At 73.2% G+C, this 17,089-nt stretch carries 13 protein-coding genes; 1 reads left to right on the forward strand and 12 read right to left on the reverse strand.

Features of this window, described 5'->3' with window-relative positions; all coding sequences use genetic code 11:
* Positions 1-186: 186 nt before the first annotated feature.
* The 7 genes from OIE12_RS12490 to OIE12_RS12520 form a co-directional block, all read right to left on the reverse strand.
* Positions 187-378 carry a hypothetical protein gene (locus OIE12_RS12490; protein WP_329134730.1) on the reverse strand — a complete coding sequence of 64 codons (192 nt, stop codon included), beginning with the start codon at positions 376-378 and terminating at the stop codon, positions 187-189.
* On the reverse strand, positions 375-2,678 hold the full coding sequence (locus OIE12_RS12495; protein ID WP_329134731.1) for a xanthine dehydrogenase family protein molybdopterin-binding subunit: 2,304 nt from the start codon (positions 2,676-2,678) through the stop codon (positions 375-377). The genes OIE12_RS12490 and OIE12_RS12495 overlap by 4 nt, the downstream gene beginning before the upstream one ends.
* Positions 2,675-4,549 (reverse strand): (2Fe-2S)-binding protein, encoded by a 1,875-nt coding sequence (locus OIE12_RS12500; protein ID WP_329134732.1) that lies wholly within the window; start codon positions 4,547-4,549, stop codon positions 2,675-2,677. The genes OIE12_RS12495 and OIE12_RS12500 overlap by 4 nt, the downstream gene beginning before the upstream one ends.
* Entirely contained in the window at positions 4,546-5,439 is an 894-nt protein-coding gene (locus OIE12_RS12505; RefSeq protein ID WP_329134734.1) for an FAD binding domain-containing protein, read from the reverse strand. The genes OIE12_RS12500 and OIE12_RS12505 overlap by 4 nt, the downstream gene beginning before the upstream one ends.
* Positions 5,440-5,795: 356 nt before the next feature.
* Positions 5,796-7,457 (reverse strand): beta-N-acetylhexosaminidase, encoded by a 1,662-nt coding sequence (locus tag OIE12_RS12510; protein ID WP_329134735.1) that lies wholly within the window; start codon positions 7,455-7,457, stop codon positions 5,796-5,798.
* Positions 7,458-7,657: 200 nt separating this feature from the next.
* Positions 7,658-7,936 (reverse strand): DUF3039 domain-containing protein, encoded by a 279-nt coding sequence (locus OIE12_RS12515; RefSeq protein WP_030380467.1) that lies wholly within the window; start codon positions 7,934-7,936, stop codon positions 7,658-7,660.
* A 29-nt stretch (positions 7,937-7,965) separates the two neighbouring features.
* Complete coding sequence (locus tag OIE12_RS12520) at positions 7,966-8,538, reverse strand: YqgE/AlgH family protein (RefSeq protein ID WP_329134738.1); 573 nt, start codon at positions 8,536-8,538, stop codon at positions 7,966-7,968.
* 297 nt (positions 8,539-8,835) lie between these two features.
* On the opposite strand from OIE12_RS12520, the gene murA reads away from it, so the two are divergent.
* Positions 8,836-10,182, forward strand: coding sequence for a UDP-N-acetylglucosamine 1-carboxyvinyltransferase (murA, locus tag OIE12_RS12525; protein ID WP_329134740.1), 1,347 nt, complete (start codon positions 8,836-8,838; stop codon positions 10,180-10,182).
* Between the two features lie 131 nt (positions 10,183-10,313).
* On the opposite strand, the gene OIE12_RS12530 is transcribed toward murA, so the two are convergent.
* From OIE12_RS12530 to OIE12_RS12550, 5 genes are all read right to left on the reverse strand, one after another.
* Positions 10,314-10,595 (reverse strand): HU family DNA-binding protein, encoded by a 282-nt coding sequence (locus OIE12_RS12530; RefSeq protein ID WP_006139383.1) that lies wholly within the window; start codon positions 10,593-10,595, stop codon positions 10,314-10,316.
* Positions 10,596-10,974: 379 nt separating this feature from the next.
* Positions 10,975-12,390, reverse strand: coding sequence for an NAD-dependent malic enzyme (locus tag OIE12_RS12535; protein WP_329134742.1), 1,416 nt, complete (start codon positions 12,388-12,390; stop codon positions 10,975-10,977).
* A 470-nt stretch (positions 12,391-12,860) separates the two neighbouring features.
* Positions 12,861-15,176 (reverse strand): HelD family protein, encoded by a 2,316-nt coding sequence (locus OIE12_RS12540; protein WP_443053807.1) that lies wholly within the window; start codon positions 15,174-15,176, stop codon positions 12,861-12,863.
* 204 nt (positions 15,177-15,380) lie between these two features.
* Entirely contained in the window at positions 15,381-16,205 is an 825-nt protein-coding gene (locus OIE12_RS12545) for an anti-sigma factor family protein (protein WP_329134745.1), read from the reverse strand.
* Positions 16,202-16,798, reverse strand: a complete 597-nt coding sequence (locus OIE12_RS12550) for a sigma-70 family RNA polymerase sigma factor (RefSeq protein WP_030380473.1) — start codon at positions 16,796-16,798, stop codon at positions 16,202-16,204. Before OIE12_RS12550 ends, OIE12_RS12545 begins: the two co-directional genes overlap by 4 nt.
* Positions 16,799-17,089: the final 291 nt, after the last annotated feature.

The following is a 17,089-nucleotide window of genomic DNA, read 5'->3' on the forward strand; positions in this document are numbered from 1 at the left end:
ATACGCCGCCCCACTGACAACGGCCCGCACAACGCACCGCCGGATGGCCCCAACAGGCCGATTCGGAGCGTGAATTGGGGCACACCGCGGCTCGCAGGACGTGGCCCGCGCACCATGGCCCGCACACCGTGACCCCCGCACCGGGGCCCGCGCGCGCCGCCGGGTTCCGGCCGCGACCCGGCCGGCTCAGGTGAAGTAGACCCCGCCCGCCACCACGACCACCGCGGCCAGGACGAACACCAGGATCCACAGCAGCAGCTTGCCCATGCTCGGCGGCGGCTCGTACCGCTCCCCGGGCACCGCACCCGGCACGGCCGTCGGCTCCGCGTCCGGCTGCGGGTCCGCCCCGGGCCCCGGGTCGGCGCTCGGGGACGTCACGACGTCACCACCGCGGCCTGCGGCCGGATCGGGAGGCGGTTGACCGGGCGGCCCGTCGCCGCGCGCACCGCCGAGGCGACGGCCGCCGGGGAGGTCACCACCGGCACCGCGCTCACCGACTTGGCGCCGAACGGCGCCACCACGTCCCGCTCCTCGACCAGCTTCACGATCTTGATGTCGGGGACGTCGAGGGCGGTCGGCAGCGCGTACCCCGTGAGGTCCGGGTGGCGCACGACCCCGCGCGCGGTGCGCAGGTTCTCCGTGAGCGCCACGCCCACGCCCTGCGTGACGCCCGCCTCGATGCGCGCGGCGAGCTGTGCCGGGTTGAGGACGCGGCCCACGTCCTGGGCGAGCGCCAGTTCGACCACCCGTACCGAGCCGAGCTCGATGTCGACGTCGACCACCGCGCGGATCGCGCAGAACGCGAGCCCCACGAAGGCGTCGCCCTGGCCGAAGCCGTCCAGCGGCTCGGTCGGGTGCGGGCGGCACTGGGCGGTGGCCCACAGTTCCTTGCCGTCGAGCGCCTCGGTGACGGTGGTCGACAGGACGCCGTCGTACGAGGTGATCTTGCCGTCGGTGATCTGGAGCAGCTCGGTGGACATGCCGAACTTGTGTGCGAGCGGCTGGAGAAGCTGGGTGCGGACCATCTTCGCGGCCCGTTCCACCGCCCCGCCCGACACCCAGGTGTGCCGGCCCCGGGCGCCGCCGCCCGCGGGCGGCTGGTCGGTGTCGACGGGGGCCACGTGCACCTCGTCGATGCCGAGTGTCTCCTGGACGATCTGCCGGGCCAGCGTGCTGAAGCCCTGCCCCGTCTCGACGGCCGCGCACAGCACGGTGGCGACCCCGTCCTGGACCTTCACCGTCGCCGTGGAGACCTCGTCGGTGCCCTCCGCGCCGAGCATGTGCACCATGCCGAGGCCGTAGCCGACGCCCCGGCGGATCGCGCCGGGCTCGCCCGCGCCCTCGGGGCCGCCCGGGAGCAGCCACTCGTCGGCGGGGGTGTCCTTGGGCAGCGGCGGCAGCGGGAAGTCCCGTACCGCCTGGAGGAGTTCGGCGACCGGCGCCGGGCAGGTCACGGTCTGCCCGGTGGGCAGCACGTCACCGGTGGCCAGCACGTTGCGCAGCCGCAGCTCGGCCGGGTCGACGCCGAGCTTCTTGGCCAGCTTGTCCATCTGCGCCTCGTAGGCGGCGCACACCTGCATGGCGCCCTCGCCGCGCACGTGCCCGGAGGGCGGGTTGTTGGTGCGCACCGCCCAGCCCTCGATGAAGGCGTGCGGGACGACGTAGGGGCCGCAGGCGAAGGAGACGGCGGCGGCCAGGGCCTCGGCGGAGGTGTCGGCGTAGGCGCCCGCGTCGAGCAGGATCTGCGCCTCGACCTTGACGAGTCTGCCCTCGCCGTCGGCGTGGTGGCGGTAGCGCAGCAGGGTGGGGTGGCGGTGGACGTGGCCGAGGAAGGACTCCTCGCGCGTGGCGGTGAGTTTGACCGGGCAGCCGGTCTTCAGCGCCAGCAGGCCGAGCGGCAGCTGGAAGCCCTGGTCCTCGCGGTCGGCGGTGGCGCCCGGCACCCCGGTGACGACGATCTTCACCTGATCGGGTGGCAGGCCGTAGCAGGCGGCGGCCGCGTCGCGGTCGGCGTGCGGGTCGGTGGAGGCGAGGTACAGCTCGACGCCGCCGTCGGGGCGCGGCACGGCGAGTCCGGCCTCGGCGCCGATGGGGGCGGGGTCCTGGCGGCCGATCCGGTACAGGCCCTCGACGACGATGTCACCGGCCGCCTCCGGGTCGCCGTGGCGCAGCGGGATGTGCCGGATCAGGTTGCCGTCCGGGTGCAGCGGCTCGGCCTCGAACGCCTGCTCGGGGTCGGTGACCGGGTCGAGCACCTCGTACTCGACGATGACGGCGGCGGCGGCCATCCGCGCGGTGTCCGGGTGGTCGGCGGCGACGGCGGCCAGCGGCTCCCCGTGGTGGCGTACGACCTCGGAGGCGAACACCGGGCGGTCGGCGCGGCCCCGGCCGTGCAGCGGGGTGCCGGGCACGTCCTCGTGGGTGAGCACGGCCCGCACGCCGGGCATCTCGCGCGCGTGGCTGGTGTCGATGGACACCACGCGCGCGTGCGGGTGCGGCGAGCGCAGCACGGCGGCCCACAGCAGGCCCTCGGCCCACAGGTCGGCCGCGTACGGGAAGGTGCCCTCGGTCTTGGCGCGGGCGTCGGCGCCGGGCAGGGACACACCGATGCCGTGCGGCAGCGGCTCGGGGGCGGGTACGGCCGCCGCGGCGGGCGCGGTGACGGCTTCGTTGCTCAACGCTGGCCTCCGTCCTGGCCGTACGACTGGTCGTGGTGGACGCTGCCCGCGCCGGGGCCCGCCTGGTGCGGGATGAGCGGCTCGCCGGGCCCGGCCTCGTCGCCCGGACCGTCGTCGGCCTCGTCCTCGGCCGCACCGAGGGCCTCGCGCTCGGCGACGACCTCCCGTACGGCGTCGAGCACGCCCCGGTAGCCGGAGCAGCGGCACAGGTTGCCGCAGAGCGCCTGACGGGTCTCCAGGTCGGTGGGGTCCGGGTTGCCCTCCAGGAGGTCGTGCACGGTCATCGCCATGCCCGGCACACAGAAGCCGCACTGCACGGCCCCGCACCGGGCGAGCGCCCGCTGCACGTCGGAGGGCTGCCCGTCGACGGCGAGCCCCTCGACGGTGCGCACCTCGGTGCCGGCGGCGGTGACCGAGGGCACCAGGCAGGAGGCGACGAGCCGGCCGTCCACCTGGACGTTGCAGGCCCCGCACTCGCCCTCGGAACAGCCGTCCTTGGCGCCCGCGAGGCCCAGGCGCTCGCGCAGCACGTAGAGCAGCGATTCACCGATCCAGGCGTCGGTGACGGGGCGGTCGGTGCCGTTCACCCGGAGGACGTACGAGACGAGGGGGTGCTCGTCGGGGAGGGGCGCGGGCGCCTCGCCGACGGGGGCGGGGTCCTCCTGGGTGCCGTCCGGGGCGTCCGCCTCCTGGGGCGCGTCGGCGTCCCGGGGTGCGGGTGCGTCCTGGGGGTGCGGGGTGAGCTCCTCGGCGGAAGGCCGCTCCTGAGGCCGATCCGCCTCCTGAGGCTGATCGGCCTCCTGAGGCTGATCCGCCTCTTCAGGAGCCTCATCGCCCTCGGGGGCGTCCTCGGGTGTCGCTACGGGCGGTTCGGCGTCCGGGGCGTGCTCTTCGACGGGGGCACGGCCGGCGTCGGCACCGGCGGCCGGGTCCGGTCCGGCGGCGTACGGCTCCGGGCGCGCCGGGTCCCCGTGGGCGGCGTAGGGGTCCGTGCCGGGGCGGTTCCCGGCGTACGGGTCGTGCGGGCCGGGGTGTACGGGGCCGGTGGGCGTGGACGGGCCCTGGACGGCCTGGGGGGCGTCCGGGGTACTCGCGGGGCCCTCCGGCGCGTACGGCCCGTCGAACGGGCCGCCAGGGGCCTCGGCGGGCCGCTCCTCGGACCCCGGGGGCGCCCAGGGCGCGGCGGCACCGCCGGGCAGGGTCGGCGGCGGGGTGCCGCCCCACTGCTCGACCAGCGACGACGTGGTGAACTCGCCCGACTCGTCCGGCAGATCGCCGCCGGCGACGGGGATCGACCACTCGCCGGTGACGTCGTGACCGGGGCGGGCGTCGCCCTGGGCGGCGCCCGGGTGCGCGGGCTCCTCGAAGGTCCACTGCCCGGTGGACTGCGGGTGGTAGGCGAACCCGTGGCCCGACGTGTCACCGCCCGCCGGCCCCTGACGAGGGTCCTGGCGGGGATCGTGAGGGGGGTCCCGGCGGGGATCGTGGTGCGGGTCGTGGTGCGGATTGCCGTACGGGTCCTGATGGGCCGGCCGCGGGTGCCGCGGGTATCCCGGGTCCGTGCCGGGGGCCGCGTCGGGCCAGCCCGTGCCCTCGGCGGGGGCGCCCCAGCCGCCGGGCGCGCCGGGGGCGTTGGGAGCGGCGCCGTCGGCGGGATCGCCCTGCTGCGGGGTCGGCGTGATGGACGGCGGCACATAGCCGTGACCGGGCGCGGCGAGCGGGGTGTGCGAGGCGAGCAGGGCGTCGATGCCGCCCTCGGGGAGCTGGACGAAGGTGGTGGCACCGTCGTCGTAGTCACCCTGGGGCAGTCGCTCCCAGGAGCCGCGGGGGGCCTCCGGGCGCGGGTCCTCCCCGTGCTGGTCGTCGGTCACGACAGCGCCCTCCCCAGTGCTCGTCGGGCCAGCGCGGCGACGGTGCGCCGCAGGTGCAGTACGGCGGGCGGCAGCTGCTCCACCGTGCCGTCCTCGGCCGGGACGGCGTCGGGGATGCAGGCCGCGGCGACATAGTCCCCGAAGGCGGTCAGCGCCTCCGGGACGATCGTGCGGTTGTTGTCCCAGTCGATGAGCTGGGCGACCCAGTGCTCGGCGTCCAGGGGGCGCAGCGGCACCGGCGCTATGGCGCCCACCGCGCAGCGCACCCCGCGCCGGGCGGGGTCGAGGACCAGGGCCACGGAGGCCACGGCGCGGCCGGGGCCGGTGCGCCCGGTGGCCTTGAGGAAGACCTGGGGGGCGTGCAGCAGCGGCACGCGCACGTAGCCGATGAGTTCGCCCCCGCGCAGCATCTCCATGCCGGCGAGGAGGTGCGAGACCGGGATCTCGCGGCGGGCGCCGCCCGGTCCGGCGATGACGAGCGTCGCCTCCAGGGCGGCCAGTACGGGCAGCGCGTCCCCGGTGGGGGCGGCGGAGGCGATGTTGCCGCCGAGCGTGCCCGCGTTGCGGATGTGCGGAGGGCCGGCCGCGCGGGCCGCCGCCGCGAGGGCGGGGATGAGCGCGGCGAAGTCGGGGCGGCCCATGCGGGCGTGGGTGAGGCCGGCGCCGAGGAGGGCGTGGCCGTCCTGGTACTGCCAGCCGCGGATCTCGCTGATGCGGCCCAGGCCGACGAGGGCGGCGGGGCGCAACTGCCCGGAGTTGACCGCCGCCATGAGGTCCGTGCCGCCCGCCACGGGCACTGCGGCGGGCATGGCGGCGAGTGCCGCCACGGCCTCGTCCAGCGACCCGGGCAGCGTCACGGCCTGCGCCGCCTGCGGTGCGTGCGTGGTCAAACCGGCTGCCCCTTCCCGCTGCCCCACCTGGTCCTGCCTGTGCTGCCGTACGGTACGTGCTGACAGGGCGGACGTGGCAACTCTGGCACATCTTCGCGAGGGGTGGATGCGGGGGTCCGCTAGGGGGTGTTCGCCCTCCCGGCGGGGGTTGCGGGTGGTTTGGCCCGGCATTACGGGTCGGGGTGGGTTGGGGTTGTTTGGCGGGGTTGGGTGGGTGTGACGGGGTTGCGGGGTGGGGGTTTCGGCCGTGGAGGTGGGGGGCTTTTTCGCCCCCGCCGCCCCTTCCCCGGGGGCTGCGCCCCCGGACCCCCCTACGGAGCTTCGCTCCGTTTTGCGCAGTTCCCCCCGCCCCTTTGTCAGCGGGGTCGGCCCTGTACTCCCGGGCGGCGTTGCCAGGGGTGGGGGCCCTGGGGTGGGCGGTAGGTGACGCCGAGGGCGTCGAGGCGGGGGTAGTGGGACTTCATGCGAGTGGTGAAGTCGGTGAAGTCCCGGGCGGCGGGCGGGGGCAGGGGGGACCAGACGGCCTCGGCGAAGGCGGCCAGGCGCGGGAACACCTGGTAGTCGACGCGCCCCTGGTCCTCCATCACCTCGGTCCAGACGTTGGCCTGGGCGCCGAGGACGTGCCGGGCCTCGTCCGGGGTGAGTTCCGGTGGAACGGGTTCGAAGCGGTAGACGTCCTCCAGGGTGCGGACGAAGCCGATGGGCACCGGCTCGTCGGGGCCCGGGTCCTGACGGTGGTCCAGGTAAACCTCCGTCTCCGGGCACATGACGACGTCGTGACCCGCGCGCGCGGCCGTGACGCCGCCCTCGTAGCCGCGCCAGGACGAGACCGCCGCGCCGGGCGCGAGGCCGCCCTCGAGGATCTCGTCCCACCCGATGAGGCGGCGGCCGCGGGCGGCCAGCCAGTCGTCGAAGTGCCGGATGAACCACGCCTGGAGTTCGTCCTCGTCGGCCAGTCCCTGCTCCTGGATGCGCGCCTGCGCGGTGGGTGAGTCGCGCCACTGGTCCTTGGGGCACTCGTCGCCGCCGATGTGGAAGAAGGACGAGAACCGCGCCGCGTCCGGCGGGAACAGGTCCAGGACCTCCTCGAACACCCCTTCGTAGAAGCGGAGGGTGGTGTCAGTGGGGGCGAGTACGTTGTGAGAGATGCCCCAGTTGTCCCAGACGGCGAGGGAGGAGGTGTCGACGACGTCCGTGTTGCCGAGCTCGGGGTACGCGGCGATGGCGGCCTGGGAGTGACCCGGTATGTCGATCTCGGGGACGACGGAGATGTGCCGGGCGGCGGCGTACGCGACGATCTCGCGGATGTCGTCCTGTGAGTAGAAACCACCGTGCGGTTTGTCCTCCCACAGGGGTGACGCGCGGTGGCCGAATTTGGTACGGGACCGCCAGGAGCCGACCTCGGTGAGGCGGGGGTGGCGGCGGATCTCGATGCGCCAGCCCTGGTCGTCCGTGAGGTGGAGGTGGAGGACGTTGAGCTTGTGCGCGGCCATCAGGTCGAGGTACCGCAGGACGCCGTCCTTCGGCATGAAGTGCCGGGCCACGTCCAGCATGAGACCGCGCCAGTGGAAGCGGGGGCTGTCGTGGAGGGTGACGGCCGGGACGGGCCAGTGCCGGCGGGGGGTGACGGGGGCGCGGCGGAAGGCCTCGGGGCCGAGGAGCTGACGCAGGGTCTGGGCGGCGTGGAAGAGGCCGGGTTCCGCGGCGGCGGTGAGCGTGACGGAGTGGGGGGTGGTGGTGAGGCGGTAGCCCTCCGGGCCGCCGAGTTCCGCTCCGAGGTGGGGGGCGAGGGCGAGGCGGATGCGGGTGCGGGCGGGGGTGCCGGGGGTGTGCGGCGGGAGAGGCAGGCCGAGGGCCGGGCCGAGGGTGGTGCGGAGCCAGTGGGCGGTGGCGGTGGTGCCGGCCGGCTCTTCGAGGGTGGTGTGTGCGTCGAGGGTGGGGGTGCGGGTGTGGGGTGTGGGGGTGGTGTGACGGGGGGCGGGGACGAGGGCGGGGGGTGCGGGTTCGGGGTCGGTCATGCGGTGGCCTCCAGGGGTGCGGGGCGGTGGCCTCACCGAAGAGGTGTTCGCCCCCGCCGCCCTTACCCTTCCCATCCCCAAGGGGCTCCGCCCCTTCGACCCCGAGGGGGGTGGGGGTGGGGTGGGGTGTGTGCGGGGCTCCGCCCCGGTACCCCGGCGGGGGCTCCGCCCCCTGCACCCCCGTAGGACGCCCGCGGCAGTTACTTCTTGCCGCCCTCGTCGCCGCCGCCGTTTTCCATGGACTCGTAGATTTCCTTGCACATGGGGCACACCGGGTACTTCTTCGGGTCGCGGCCCGGGACCCATACCTTGCCGCAGAGCGCCACGACGGGCGTGCCGTCGAGGGCGCTCGCCATGATCTTGTCCTTCTGGACGTAGTGCGCGAAGCGCTCGTGATCGCCGTCGCCGTGCGACACCTGCGGCGTCGGCTCGACGAGGGTCCCCGTACCGGTCCCGCGCTCGGGCTCGAGAGTGCTCATGGGGCCAAGGGTACTGAAACGCGCCCGGTTCAGTTGAGCGACGGGTCGTCCGGATACGTGGCCACCATCGCCAGCTCGCTGCGCTGCCGGCGCAGCACCTCGCGCCACAGCGTCTCCGGCGACGGCGACGAGACGTCCCCGGGTTCGGACTCGACGACGTACCAGGCGCCGTCCGAGAGTTCGTTCTCCAGCTGGCCCGGGCCCCAGCCCGCGTACCCGGCGAAGATCCGCAGCGAGCCCAGCGCGGAGGCCAGCAGCTCCGGCGGGGCCTCCAGGTCGACGAGCCCGATCGCGCCGTGCACCCGCCGCCAGCCCAGCGGTGTCCGCTCGCCGGAGCCGCCGCCGGGGATGACCGCGACGCCGAGCGCCGAGTCCAGGGAGACGGGCCCGCCCTGGAAGACGACCCCGGGGTCGCCGGCGAGATCCGCCCAGCCCTCGAGGATGTCCCCCACGTCGACCGGGGTCGGACGGTTGAGGACGACGCCGAGCGAGCCCTCCTCGTCGTGGTCGAGGAGAAGCACCACCGCGCGCTCGAAGTTCGGGTCCGACAGGGCGGGCGTGGCCACGAGCAGCCGCCCCGTGAGCGAGGACACCTCGGTCATGCCAGACATGATCCCGCATCTTCCCCCCGCGTGGGGAGGCAATCCGGTACGCGGGTGAGGGCCGGCCGGGGCGCAGGGAAGCGGCACCGGGCGCACGGCGGGGGGCAGGTACGGTTCCGGCCATCCGCCGGCCGCCTCCCGGCCGCCCGCCGGTCACCGCAAGTGCCCGCGCACGTACGGCTCGTGTTGTGGCAAAGCTATGACCTGCCTGGGTGGTCCCTGGGCTTACTCCAGGGGGGTGCGCGGCCATTACCCTTGCCTCTTCGGCCCTGCCCCCCTCACCGGAACGCGAGATACATGACCGTCAACGGCAATGACGACGTCCTGCTTGTCCACGGCGGAACCCCGCTGGAGGGCGAGATCCGTGTCCGCGGTGCGAAGAACCTCGTACCGAAGGCCATGGTGGCGGCCCTGCTGGGCAGCGCGCCGAGCCGGCTGCGCAACGTCCCCGACATCCGCGACGTGCGGGTGGTGCGCGGACTGCTGCAACTGCACGGCGTGACGGTGCGCCCGGGCGAGGAGCCCGGCGAACTGGTGCTCGACCCGACGCGGGTGGAGAGCGCGAACGTCGCCGACATCGACGCCCACGCGGGCTCCTCCCGCATCCCGATCCTGTTCTGCGGCCCGCTGCTGCACCGGCTCGGCCATGCGTTCATCCCGGGTCTCGGCGGCTGCGACATCGGCGGCCGGCCCATCGACTTCCACTTCGACGTGCTGCGGCAGTTCGGGGCGAAGATCGAGAAGCGGGCGGACGGGCAGTACCTGGAGGCGCCACAGCGGCTGCGCGGTACGAAGATCGCACTGCCGTACCCGTCGGTGGGCGCCACCGAGCAGGTGCTGCTGACGGCCGTGCTCGCGGAGGGCGTCACGGAGCTGTCCAACGCGGCGGTCGAACCGGAGATCGAGGACCTGATCTGCGTGCTGCAGAAAATGGGCGCGATCATCGCCATGGACACCGACCGGACGATCCGCATCACCGGTGTCGACACGCTCGGCGGCTACACCCACCGGGCGCTGCCGGACCGGCTGGAGTCCGCGTCCTGGGCGTCCGCCGCGCTCGCCACCGAGGGGAACATCTACGTCCACGGGGCGCAGCAGCGGTCGATGATGACCTTCCTCAACACCTACCGCAAGGTGGGCGGGGCGTTCGAGATCGACGACGAGGGCATCCGGTTCTGGCATCCGGGCGGGCAGCTGAAGTCCATCGCCCTGGAGACGGACGTGCACCCCGGGTTCCAGACGGACTGGCAGCAGCCGCTGGTCGTCGCGCTGACGCAGGCGACGGGGCTGTCGATCATCCACGAGACGGTGTACGAGTCCCGGCTCGGGTTCACGTCCGCGCTGAACCAGATGGGGGCGCACATACAGCTGTACCGCGAGTGCCTCGGGGGGTCGCACTGCCGGTTCGGGCAGCGCAACTTCCTGCACTCGGCGGTCGTCTCCGGGCCGACGAAGCTGCAGGGCGCGGACCTGGTCATCCCCGACCTGCGGGGCGGCTTCTCCTACCTGATCGCCGCGCTGGCGGCGCAGGGGACGTCCCGGGTCCACGGCATCGATCTCATCAACCGCGGCTACGAGAACTTCATGGAGAAGCTGGTCGAACTCGGTGCCAAGGTGGAACTCCCGGGCAAGGCCCTGGCGTGACCGCGCCCTGAAGGGGCGCGGGGCTGTGTGGCCCGTACGCCGCTGGGGCGGCCCCGGGGTCCGGGGCCGCCCCAGCGGCGGCTGTTACGGTGCCGCGCGCCGTCCCCCGACGCGCGACAGGACCGGCAACGTCAGTTGCCCTTCGCGGCTTCCTTGAGCTTGCTGCCCGCCGACACCTTCACGCTGTAGCCGGCCGGGATCTGGATCGGGTCACCGGTCTGCGGGTTGCGGGCGGTGCGAGCGGCACGGTGGGTGCGCTCGAAGGTCAGGAAGCCGGGGATGGTGACCTTCTCGTCGCCCTTGGCGACGATCTCGCCGACCGTCTCGGCGAAGGCGGCCAGAACGGCGTCGGCGTCCTTGCGGGTCACCTCGGCGCGGTCGGCCAGCGCGGCCACCAGCTCACTGCGGTTCATGTTCTTACTCCCGTGTTCTTCTTGCCATGGAGGCGTGCCACGCGGCCAGGCCGCATGTCGGGCACGGCGAAGCCGATGCTGCCAGGGTCCCCGGTGAGTCCCCGGACCCGGGTCCGTCGTCCGAACCCTCGCGCCCAGGGAGGCATCCTGCCCCTACCTGCGGCGGTAAAGCCAATCCGGCACCCGCAGGAATGGTGAGAACACTCCCGCGTGTCACACGAAAAGCGGCCACCGGTACCGGCCGGACAGACCCTAGGCGGCGCTCGCAGCCCCTCTGCCCCGCGACGCGCCGGGTACGCCCCCGCCGTGTCCATCGTCACAGCGGGGGCACAGAACCTACCGGACGTCCCGGAACGTCACGCCGTGGCCGCCGGGGGCGTCATGCCGTGACGCCCGCCGCCTTCGCCGCGTCGCGGACCGCGCCGGCCACCGCGCCGGCGACCTTGTCGTTGAAGACGGACGGGATGATGTAGTTCGCGTTGAGCTCGTCCTCGCTCACCACGTCCGCCAGGGCGGCCGCCGCGGCCAGCATCATCTCGGTGTTGACGGTGCGGGACTGCGCGTCCAGCAGGCCGCGGAAGACGCCCGGGAAGACCAGGACGTTGTTGATCTGGTTCGGGAAGTCCGAGCGGCCGGTGGCGACCACCGCGGCCGTCTGACGTGCGACGGCCGGGTCCACCTCGGGGTCCGGGTTCGCGAGCGCGAACACGATCGCGCCCTCGGCCATCGTGGCCACGTCGTCGCCGTCCAGGACGTTGGGGGCCGAGACGCCGATGAAGACGTCGGCCTCGCGCACGGCCTCCTTCAGCGTGCCGGTGAGGTTCTCCGGGTTGGTGTTGTCCGCGATCCAGCGCAGCGCCGAGTCGGGGGCGGCGTCCACCAGGTCCTCGCGCCCGGCGTGCACGACGCCGTGGATGTCGGCGACGACCGCGTTCTTGACCCCGGCCGCCAGCAGCAGCTTCAGGATGGCGGTGCCGGCCGCGCCCGCGCCGGACATGACGACCCGCACGTTCTCGATCGCCTTGCCGACCACGCGCAGCGCGTTGGTCAGGCTGGCCAGCACCACGATCGCGGTGCCGTGCTGGTCGTCGTGGAAGACGGGGATGTCCAGGGCCTCGCGCAGCCGCGCCTCGATCTCGAAGCAGCGCGGCGCGGAGATGTCCTCCAGGTTGATGCCGGCGAAGCCGGGGGCGATCGCCTTGACGATCTCCACGATGGCGTCGCTGTCCTGGGTGTCCAGGCAGATCGGCCAGGCGTCGATGCCCGCGAACCGCTTGAACAGGGCCGCCTTGCCCTCCATCACCGGCAGCGCCGCCTTGGGGCCGATGTTGCCGAGGCCGAGGACGGCCGAACCGTCGGTGACGACCGCGACGGAGTTGCGCTTGATGGTCAGCCGGCGGGCGTCCTCGGGGTTCTCCGCGATCGCCATGCACACCCGGGCGACGCCGGGGGTGTAGACCATGGAGAGGTCGTCACGGTTGCGGATGGGATGCTTCGACGCCATCTCGATCTTGCCGCCGAGGTGCATCAGGAACGTACGGTCGGAGACCTTGCCCAGCGTGACGCCCTCGATGCCGCGCAGCTGCTGCACGATCTGGTCGGCGTGCGCGGTGGAGCTGGCCGCGATGGTGACGTCGATCCGGAGCTTCTCGTGACCGGAGGCGGTCACGTCGAGGCCGGTCACCGAGCCTCCGGAGGACTCCACGGCGTGGGTGAGCTGCGAGACGGCCGTTCCGCTCGCGGGCACCTCCAGCCGGATGGTCATCGAGTAGGAGACGCTGGGCGCCGTTGCCATGGCCGACTTCCTCTGCTTTCACCGTACAAGGCGTAGTGCTGTGGGGCGCGGACGCGTGAACCCCACGGACGGGGTCTCGCGCGACCGCGTCTGCGCGTGGTATTGCGCGCGGTGTGCCGTCCGATCGTCGCACCTACCGCGGAGTACGTGGTAGCCGCCCCCGATTGCGAACGTTGTGTTCGTGGACACGTTCGCCGGAAACCTCGCGGCGGGAGCGCGCGGGTCCGGGAAATCACCGCGAGATTCGGGTTTCGGCAAGGAAGTCGCGAGAGGGGAATTGCCCTACGGGAATCGTTTGTTACCTTGGATGTGGCACCGGCTCGATCCAAGCCCCCGGGCCCAACCTTAGTCGCTTCGAGCGACCACTTGCCGCGAGGCGAGCATGGCGGGCCGGTGTCATAGACGTAGGAGAAGGGCCCGTACCGGCTGTGCGCCGGTACGGGCCCTTCTCTCGTTCTTGGGGGTCCTGCTCAGTCCCGCAGCAGGTCCGGCACCCCGTGCGCGTCCGGTTCGTCCCGGTCGCCGGAGACGACGGTGAGCTGCTGGGTCGCCCGGGTCAGCGCCACGTAGAGCACGCGCAGCCCGGCGGGCGACTCGTCGGCGATCTCCGCGGGCGAGACGACGACCGTGGCGTCGTACTCCAGGCCCTTGGCCTCCAGGCTGCCGAGCGCGACGACGCGGTCGCCGAGCCCGGCCAGCCAGCGGGCCGCCTCCTCACGCCGCCGCATGGCGACGACGACGCCGACCGTGCCGTCGACCCGCTCCAGCAGGGCTGCCGTCTCCTCCCGCACGGTCCGCGCCAGTGACTCCCCCACTGCCGCGAACCGGGGTTCGAGGCCGGTGGAGCGGACCGCCGAGGGGGCCGTCGAGCCCGGCATGGCCAGGGCCAGGACGCGGGCGGCCAGGTCGGCGATCTCGGCGGGGTTGCGGTAGTTGACGGTGAGGGTGAAGCGGCGGCGGGGCCGGGTGCCGAGGGCCTCGTCGCGGGCGGCGGCGGCCTCGTCCGGGTCGGACCAGGAGGACTGGGCGGGGTCGCCGACGACGGTCCAGGTGGCGTGCCTGCCGCGCCGGCCCAGCATCCGCCACTGCATGGGGGTGACGTCCTGGGCCTCGTCCACGATGACGTGCGCGTACTCGGTGCGCTCCTGCGCCAGCCGTTCGGCGCGCTCGCGCTGGGACTCCTCGCGCACCGGCATCAGCTCCTCCAGGCCGGTGAGCTGGTCCAGCGGGTCCGCCTCGCGCCGCTTGCGGGGGCGGGCGGGGACGCCGAGGATCGCCTGGAGTTCGTCGAGCAGGGCCACGTCGTGCACGGAGAACCCGTCGCGGCGCAGGGACTTCGCGACCCGGCGGACCTCGCCGGGGTTGAGCACGCGCCGGGCCCAGCGGCCGAGCCGCCGTTCGTCGGCCATCGCGTCCAGCACGCCGCGCGGGGTCAGCTCGGGCCACCAGGCGTCGAGGAAGTCGGTGAAGGGGTCCTCGGTGGAGACGTCCTCGTCGAAGGAGGAGCGCAGCTCGGCGGCGAGTTCGGGGTCGGTGTGCCGGGACCCGGCGCCGGACTTCGCCCACAGCGCGTCCAGGAGCAGCTTGCGGGCGCGCGGGCGCAGCAGGTTGACGGGGGCGGTGCCGCCGAGCGCGGTGCGGCGGATCTCCGCCAGCTCCTCCGCCTCCAGTTCCAGGCGGCGGCCGAAGGCGACGACCCGCAGGCGGGTGGGTGCGCCGCCCGTCTCCAGGGCGCCGCGGGCCGCCTTGCGCAGCACCTTCAGCATGCGCAGGGAGCCCTTGACGCGGGCGGTGGCCGGGGAGTCGTAGAGCCCGGCCTCCGCGCCGTCGACGAGGGAGCCGAGGGCGCGGATCGCGACCTGGCCCTCCTCGCCGAGCGAGGGCAGCACGCCCTCGGTGTACGCGACGAGCAGCGGCGTCGGCGAGACGATCAGGATGCCGCCCGCGTACCGGCGCCGGTCCTGGTAGAGGAGATAGGCCGCGCGGTGCAGCGCGACGGCCGTCTTTCCGGTGCCGGGCCCGCCCTCGACGTACGTGACGGAGGCGGCGGGGGCGCGGATCACCAGGTCCTGCTCGGCCTGGATGGAGGAGACGATGTCCCGCATGGAGTGCGTACGGGCCCGGCCGAGCGCGGCCATCAGGGCGCCGTCGCCGATCACGGGCAGCTCGCGGCCGTCGAGGTACGCGGTCAGCTCGGGCCGCATCAGGTCGTCCTCGACGCCGAGGACGCGGCGTCCCTTGGAGCGGATGACCCGGCGGCGCACGACCCGGCCGGGGTCCACCGGAGTGGCCCGGTAGAAGGGGGCCGCGGCGGGCGCCCGCCAGTCGATGACCAGCGGGGAGTAGTCGGCGTCGAGCACGCCGATGCGGCCGATGTGCAGGGTCTCGGCGATGTCGGCGGTCGCGTCGGGGCGGACGGCGCCCTCGGCGGGCTCGACGGCGGTGTACGCGCCGTCGGGTCCCTTCTTGCCGTCCTTGCCGAGGAGGAGGTCGACGCGGCCGAAGAGGAAGTCCTCGAACTCGTTGTTGAGGCGGTTGAGGTGGATGCCGGCGCGGAAGACGAGGGCGTCGCGCTCGGCGAGGGCGCCGGGCGTGCCGACCTGGCCGCGGCGGGCCGCGTCGTGCATCAGGAACTCGGCCTCGTGGATCTTCTCCTCGAGGCGGCGGTAGACGCGGTCGAGGTGCCGCTGTTCGACGAGGATTTCCTGGTCGCGCGCGGAGTCGGCACCGCCTGCGGTGTCGCCTGCGGCGGGCGTGATCTGTGGCGGTTGAACCTGCGCGGCCACCGGCTCCCCTTCTGACGTGCTGAGCAGCCGTCCACCGTACGCGAAGGGAGACGCGTGCGGCTACGCGATGCGGCGCCCACGAGGGTTTTCGCCCCCGGACCCCCAAAAGATGCGCAGTTCCCCGCGCCCCTCGAGGGGCGCGGGGAACTGCGCGAGAAGCCCCACCGGCGGTCAGCCGACAACGCACCCGGCGGGGCCCAAGGGCTACGCGTTGACCTCGACCAACCGCTTGCCGTCGAACGTCATGACCTCGAAGTGGTCGATGTCGTTCGGTTTGAAGGCCGCGCCCCCGCGCACGTACAGCGGCTGCTTCGCCTCGTCGGACTTCGCGTTCTCGATGCCGTACCCCCAGTTCGGCACCGACCACGAACTCACCGTCTCCCGCTCACCGTTCTTGCCGACGGCGATCAACGAGCACTTCTGCGGCCCCTTGACGTTCTTCAGCTCCAGCACCGCATCGGTGCCCCAGTCCTTCTGCTGCATGGCGACGACCGCACTGACCGCCGTCCCCGCGTCCGTGTGGGACACCTTGTCGTCGATGCTCTCGAACGCCGCCTTCGCGGCGGCCGGCGCCGACGCCTGGGTGGTCGAACCGCCCCCGTCGTCACCGCCGTTGACCGCCATCACGGCGAGCGGACCGCCGATGATGAGCGCGGCCGCGGCGGCCACCAGGTAGAAACCGCGGCGCCGCTTGAGCGCACGCTTCTCCGACACCTCGTCGACCAGTCGTTCGACCAGACGCGGGCTGGGCTTCGCGGAGAGGGACTCGCCGATCGCGGGGGTCCCGGCGCCGGGCAGGTCCGCGAGCGCGGCCAGCATCGGTTCCATCCCGGCGAGAGCGTCGAGCTGCTGTCCGCACCACTCGCACGTGGCGAGGTGGGCCTCGAAGGCCGTGGCCTCGGCGTCGTCGAGGATGCCGAGGGCGTAGGCGCCGACGGTCTCGTGGACGTTGTCGTCCCCGGAGCCGCCGCGTGGACCTTGCACGGAGCCGGGGGAACCGGTTCCGTATCCCCCGTAGACGTTGCTCATGCCGTCACCCCGCGCTCCTCGAGAGCCAGCTTCATCGACCGCAGGGCGTAGAACACCCGTGAGCGCACCGTGCCGCTGGGTATCCCGAGCGTTTCGGCCGCCTCATTGACCGTACGCCCTTTGAAGTACGTTTCAACCAGGACCTCCCTGTGAGCAGGGGTCAGGTCGTCCAGCGCGTCCGAGAGTGTCATCAGCCACAACGCCTTGTCGATCTCGTCCTCCGCGGGGATGACCTCCAGCGGCGACGGGTCCACCTCCTGCGGCCGGGCCTGCCGGCTGCGGTGGCCGTCGATGACGATGCGCCGGGCGACCGTCACCAGCCAGGGGCGTACCGAACCGGTCGCTCGATTCAGCTGACCGGCGTTCTTCCAGGCACGGATGAGCGTTTCCTGCACGACGTCCTCGGCACGCTGCCGGTCGCCCGCGACCAGACGCAGCACATAGGCGAGCAACGGTCCCGCGTGTTCCCGGTACAACGCACGCATCAGCTCCTCGTCCGGTTCGGCCGAGGAGTTCGACGCGGACGGAGTCATGCGATGTCGGGCCCTTGGCCTTCGTTCATCAGCCACGGCGGAATCCTTGCGCACGCCCACCTCCGATGTCCGGGGGTTCCCCCAGTCGGTCGCTCACATCCGGGTACGTGGGCGGGTGTCGTTGTGTTCAACGTGACAGCACGATTTTGTTGCGACAGGTGTGGGAGGTCACGCGAGTGGGCATCCATTTCACCCGCTACGGGACATTCGGCCGCGACCGCCGGGAGACGCAGGTCACAGGGGCGTCTTAATCACTTCGTGATGCACGGAGATCCTGGCGTGAAAATTCGGCTTGACCCGTGTGGAGAAAATGTCGAAACGGCATGTCCGGGTCGTGCGGGCTCGTACGGG

The sequence above is a fragment of the Streptomyces sp. NBC_00670 genome (assembly GCF_036226765.1).
In the GTDB taxonomy this organism is placed as follows: domain Bacteria; phylum Actinomycetota; class Actinomycetes; order Streptomycetales; family Streptomycetaceae; genus Streptomyces.

Coding starts and splice junctions, on each gene's coding strand:
- OIE12_RS12520 (WP_329134738.1), bottom strand. CDS start 8,538: ATGACCGAGGTGTCCTCGCTCACGGGGCGGCTGCTCGTGGCCACGCCC.
- OIE12_RS12510 (WP_329134735.1), bottom strand. CDS start 7,457: ATGACCGACCCCGAACCCGCACCCCCCGCCCTCGTCCCCGCCCCCCGT.
- OIE12_RS12535 (WP_329134742.1), bottom strand. CDS start 12,390: ATGGCAACGGCGCCCAGCGTCTCCTACTCGATGACCATCCGGCTGGAG.
- OIE12_RS12515 (WP_030380467.1), bottom strand. CDS start 7,936: ATGAGCACTCTCGAGCCCGAGCGCGGGACCGGTACGGGGACCCTCGTC.
- OIE12_RS12545 (WP_329134745.1), bottom strand. CDS start 16,205: ATGAGCAACGTCTACGGGGGATACGGAACCGGTTCCCCCGGCTCCGTG.
- OIE12_RS12530 (WP_006139383.1), bottom strand. CDS start 10,595: ATGAACCGCAGTGAGCTGGTGGCCGCGCTGGCCGACCGCGCCGAGGTG.
- murA (WP_329134740.1), top strand. CDS start 8,836: ATGACCGTCAACGGCAATGACGACGTCCTGCTTGTCCACGGCGGAACC.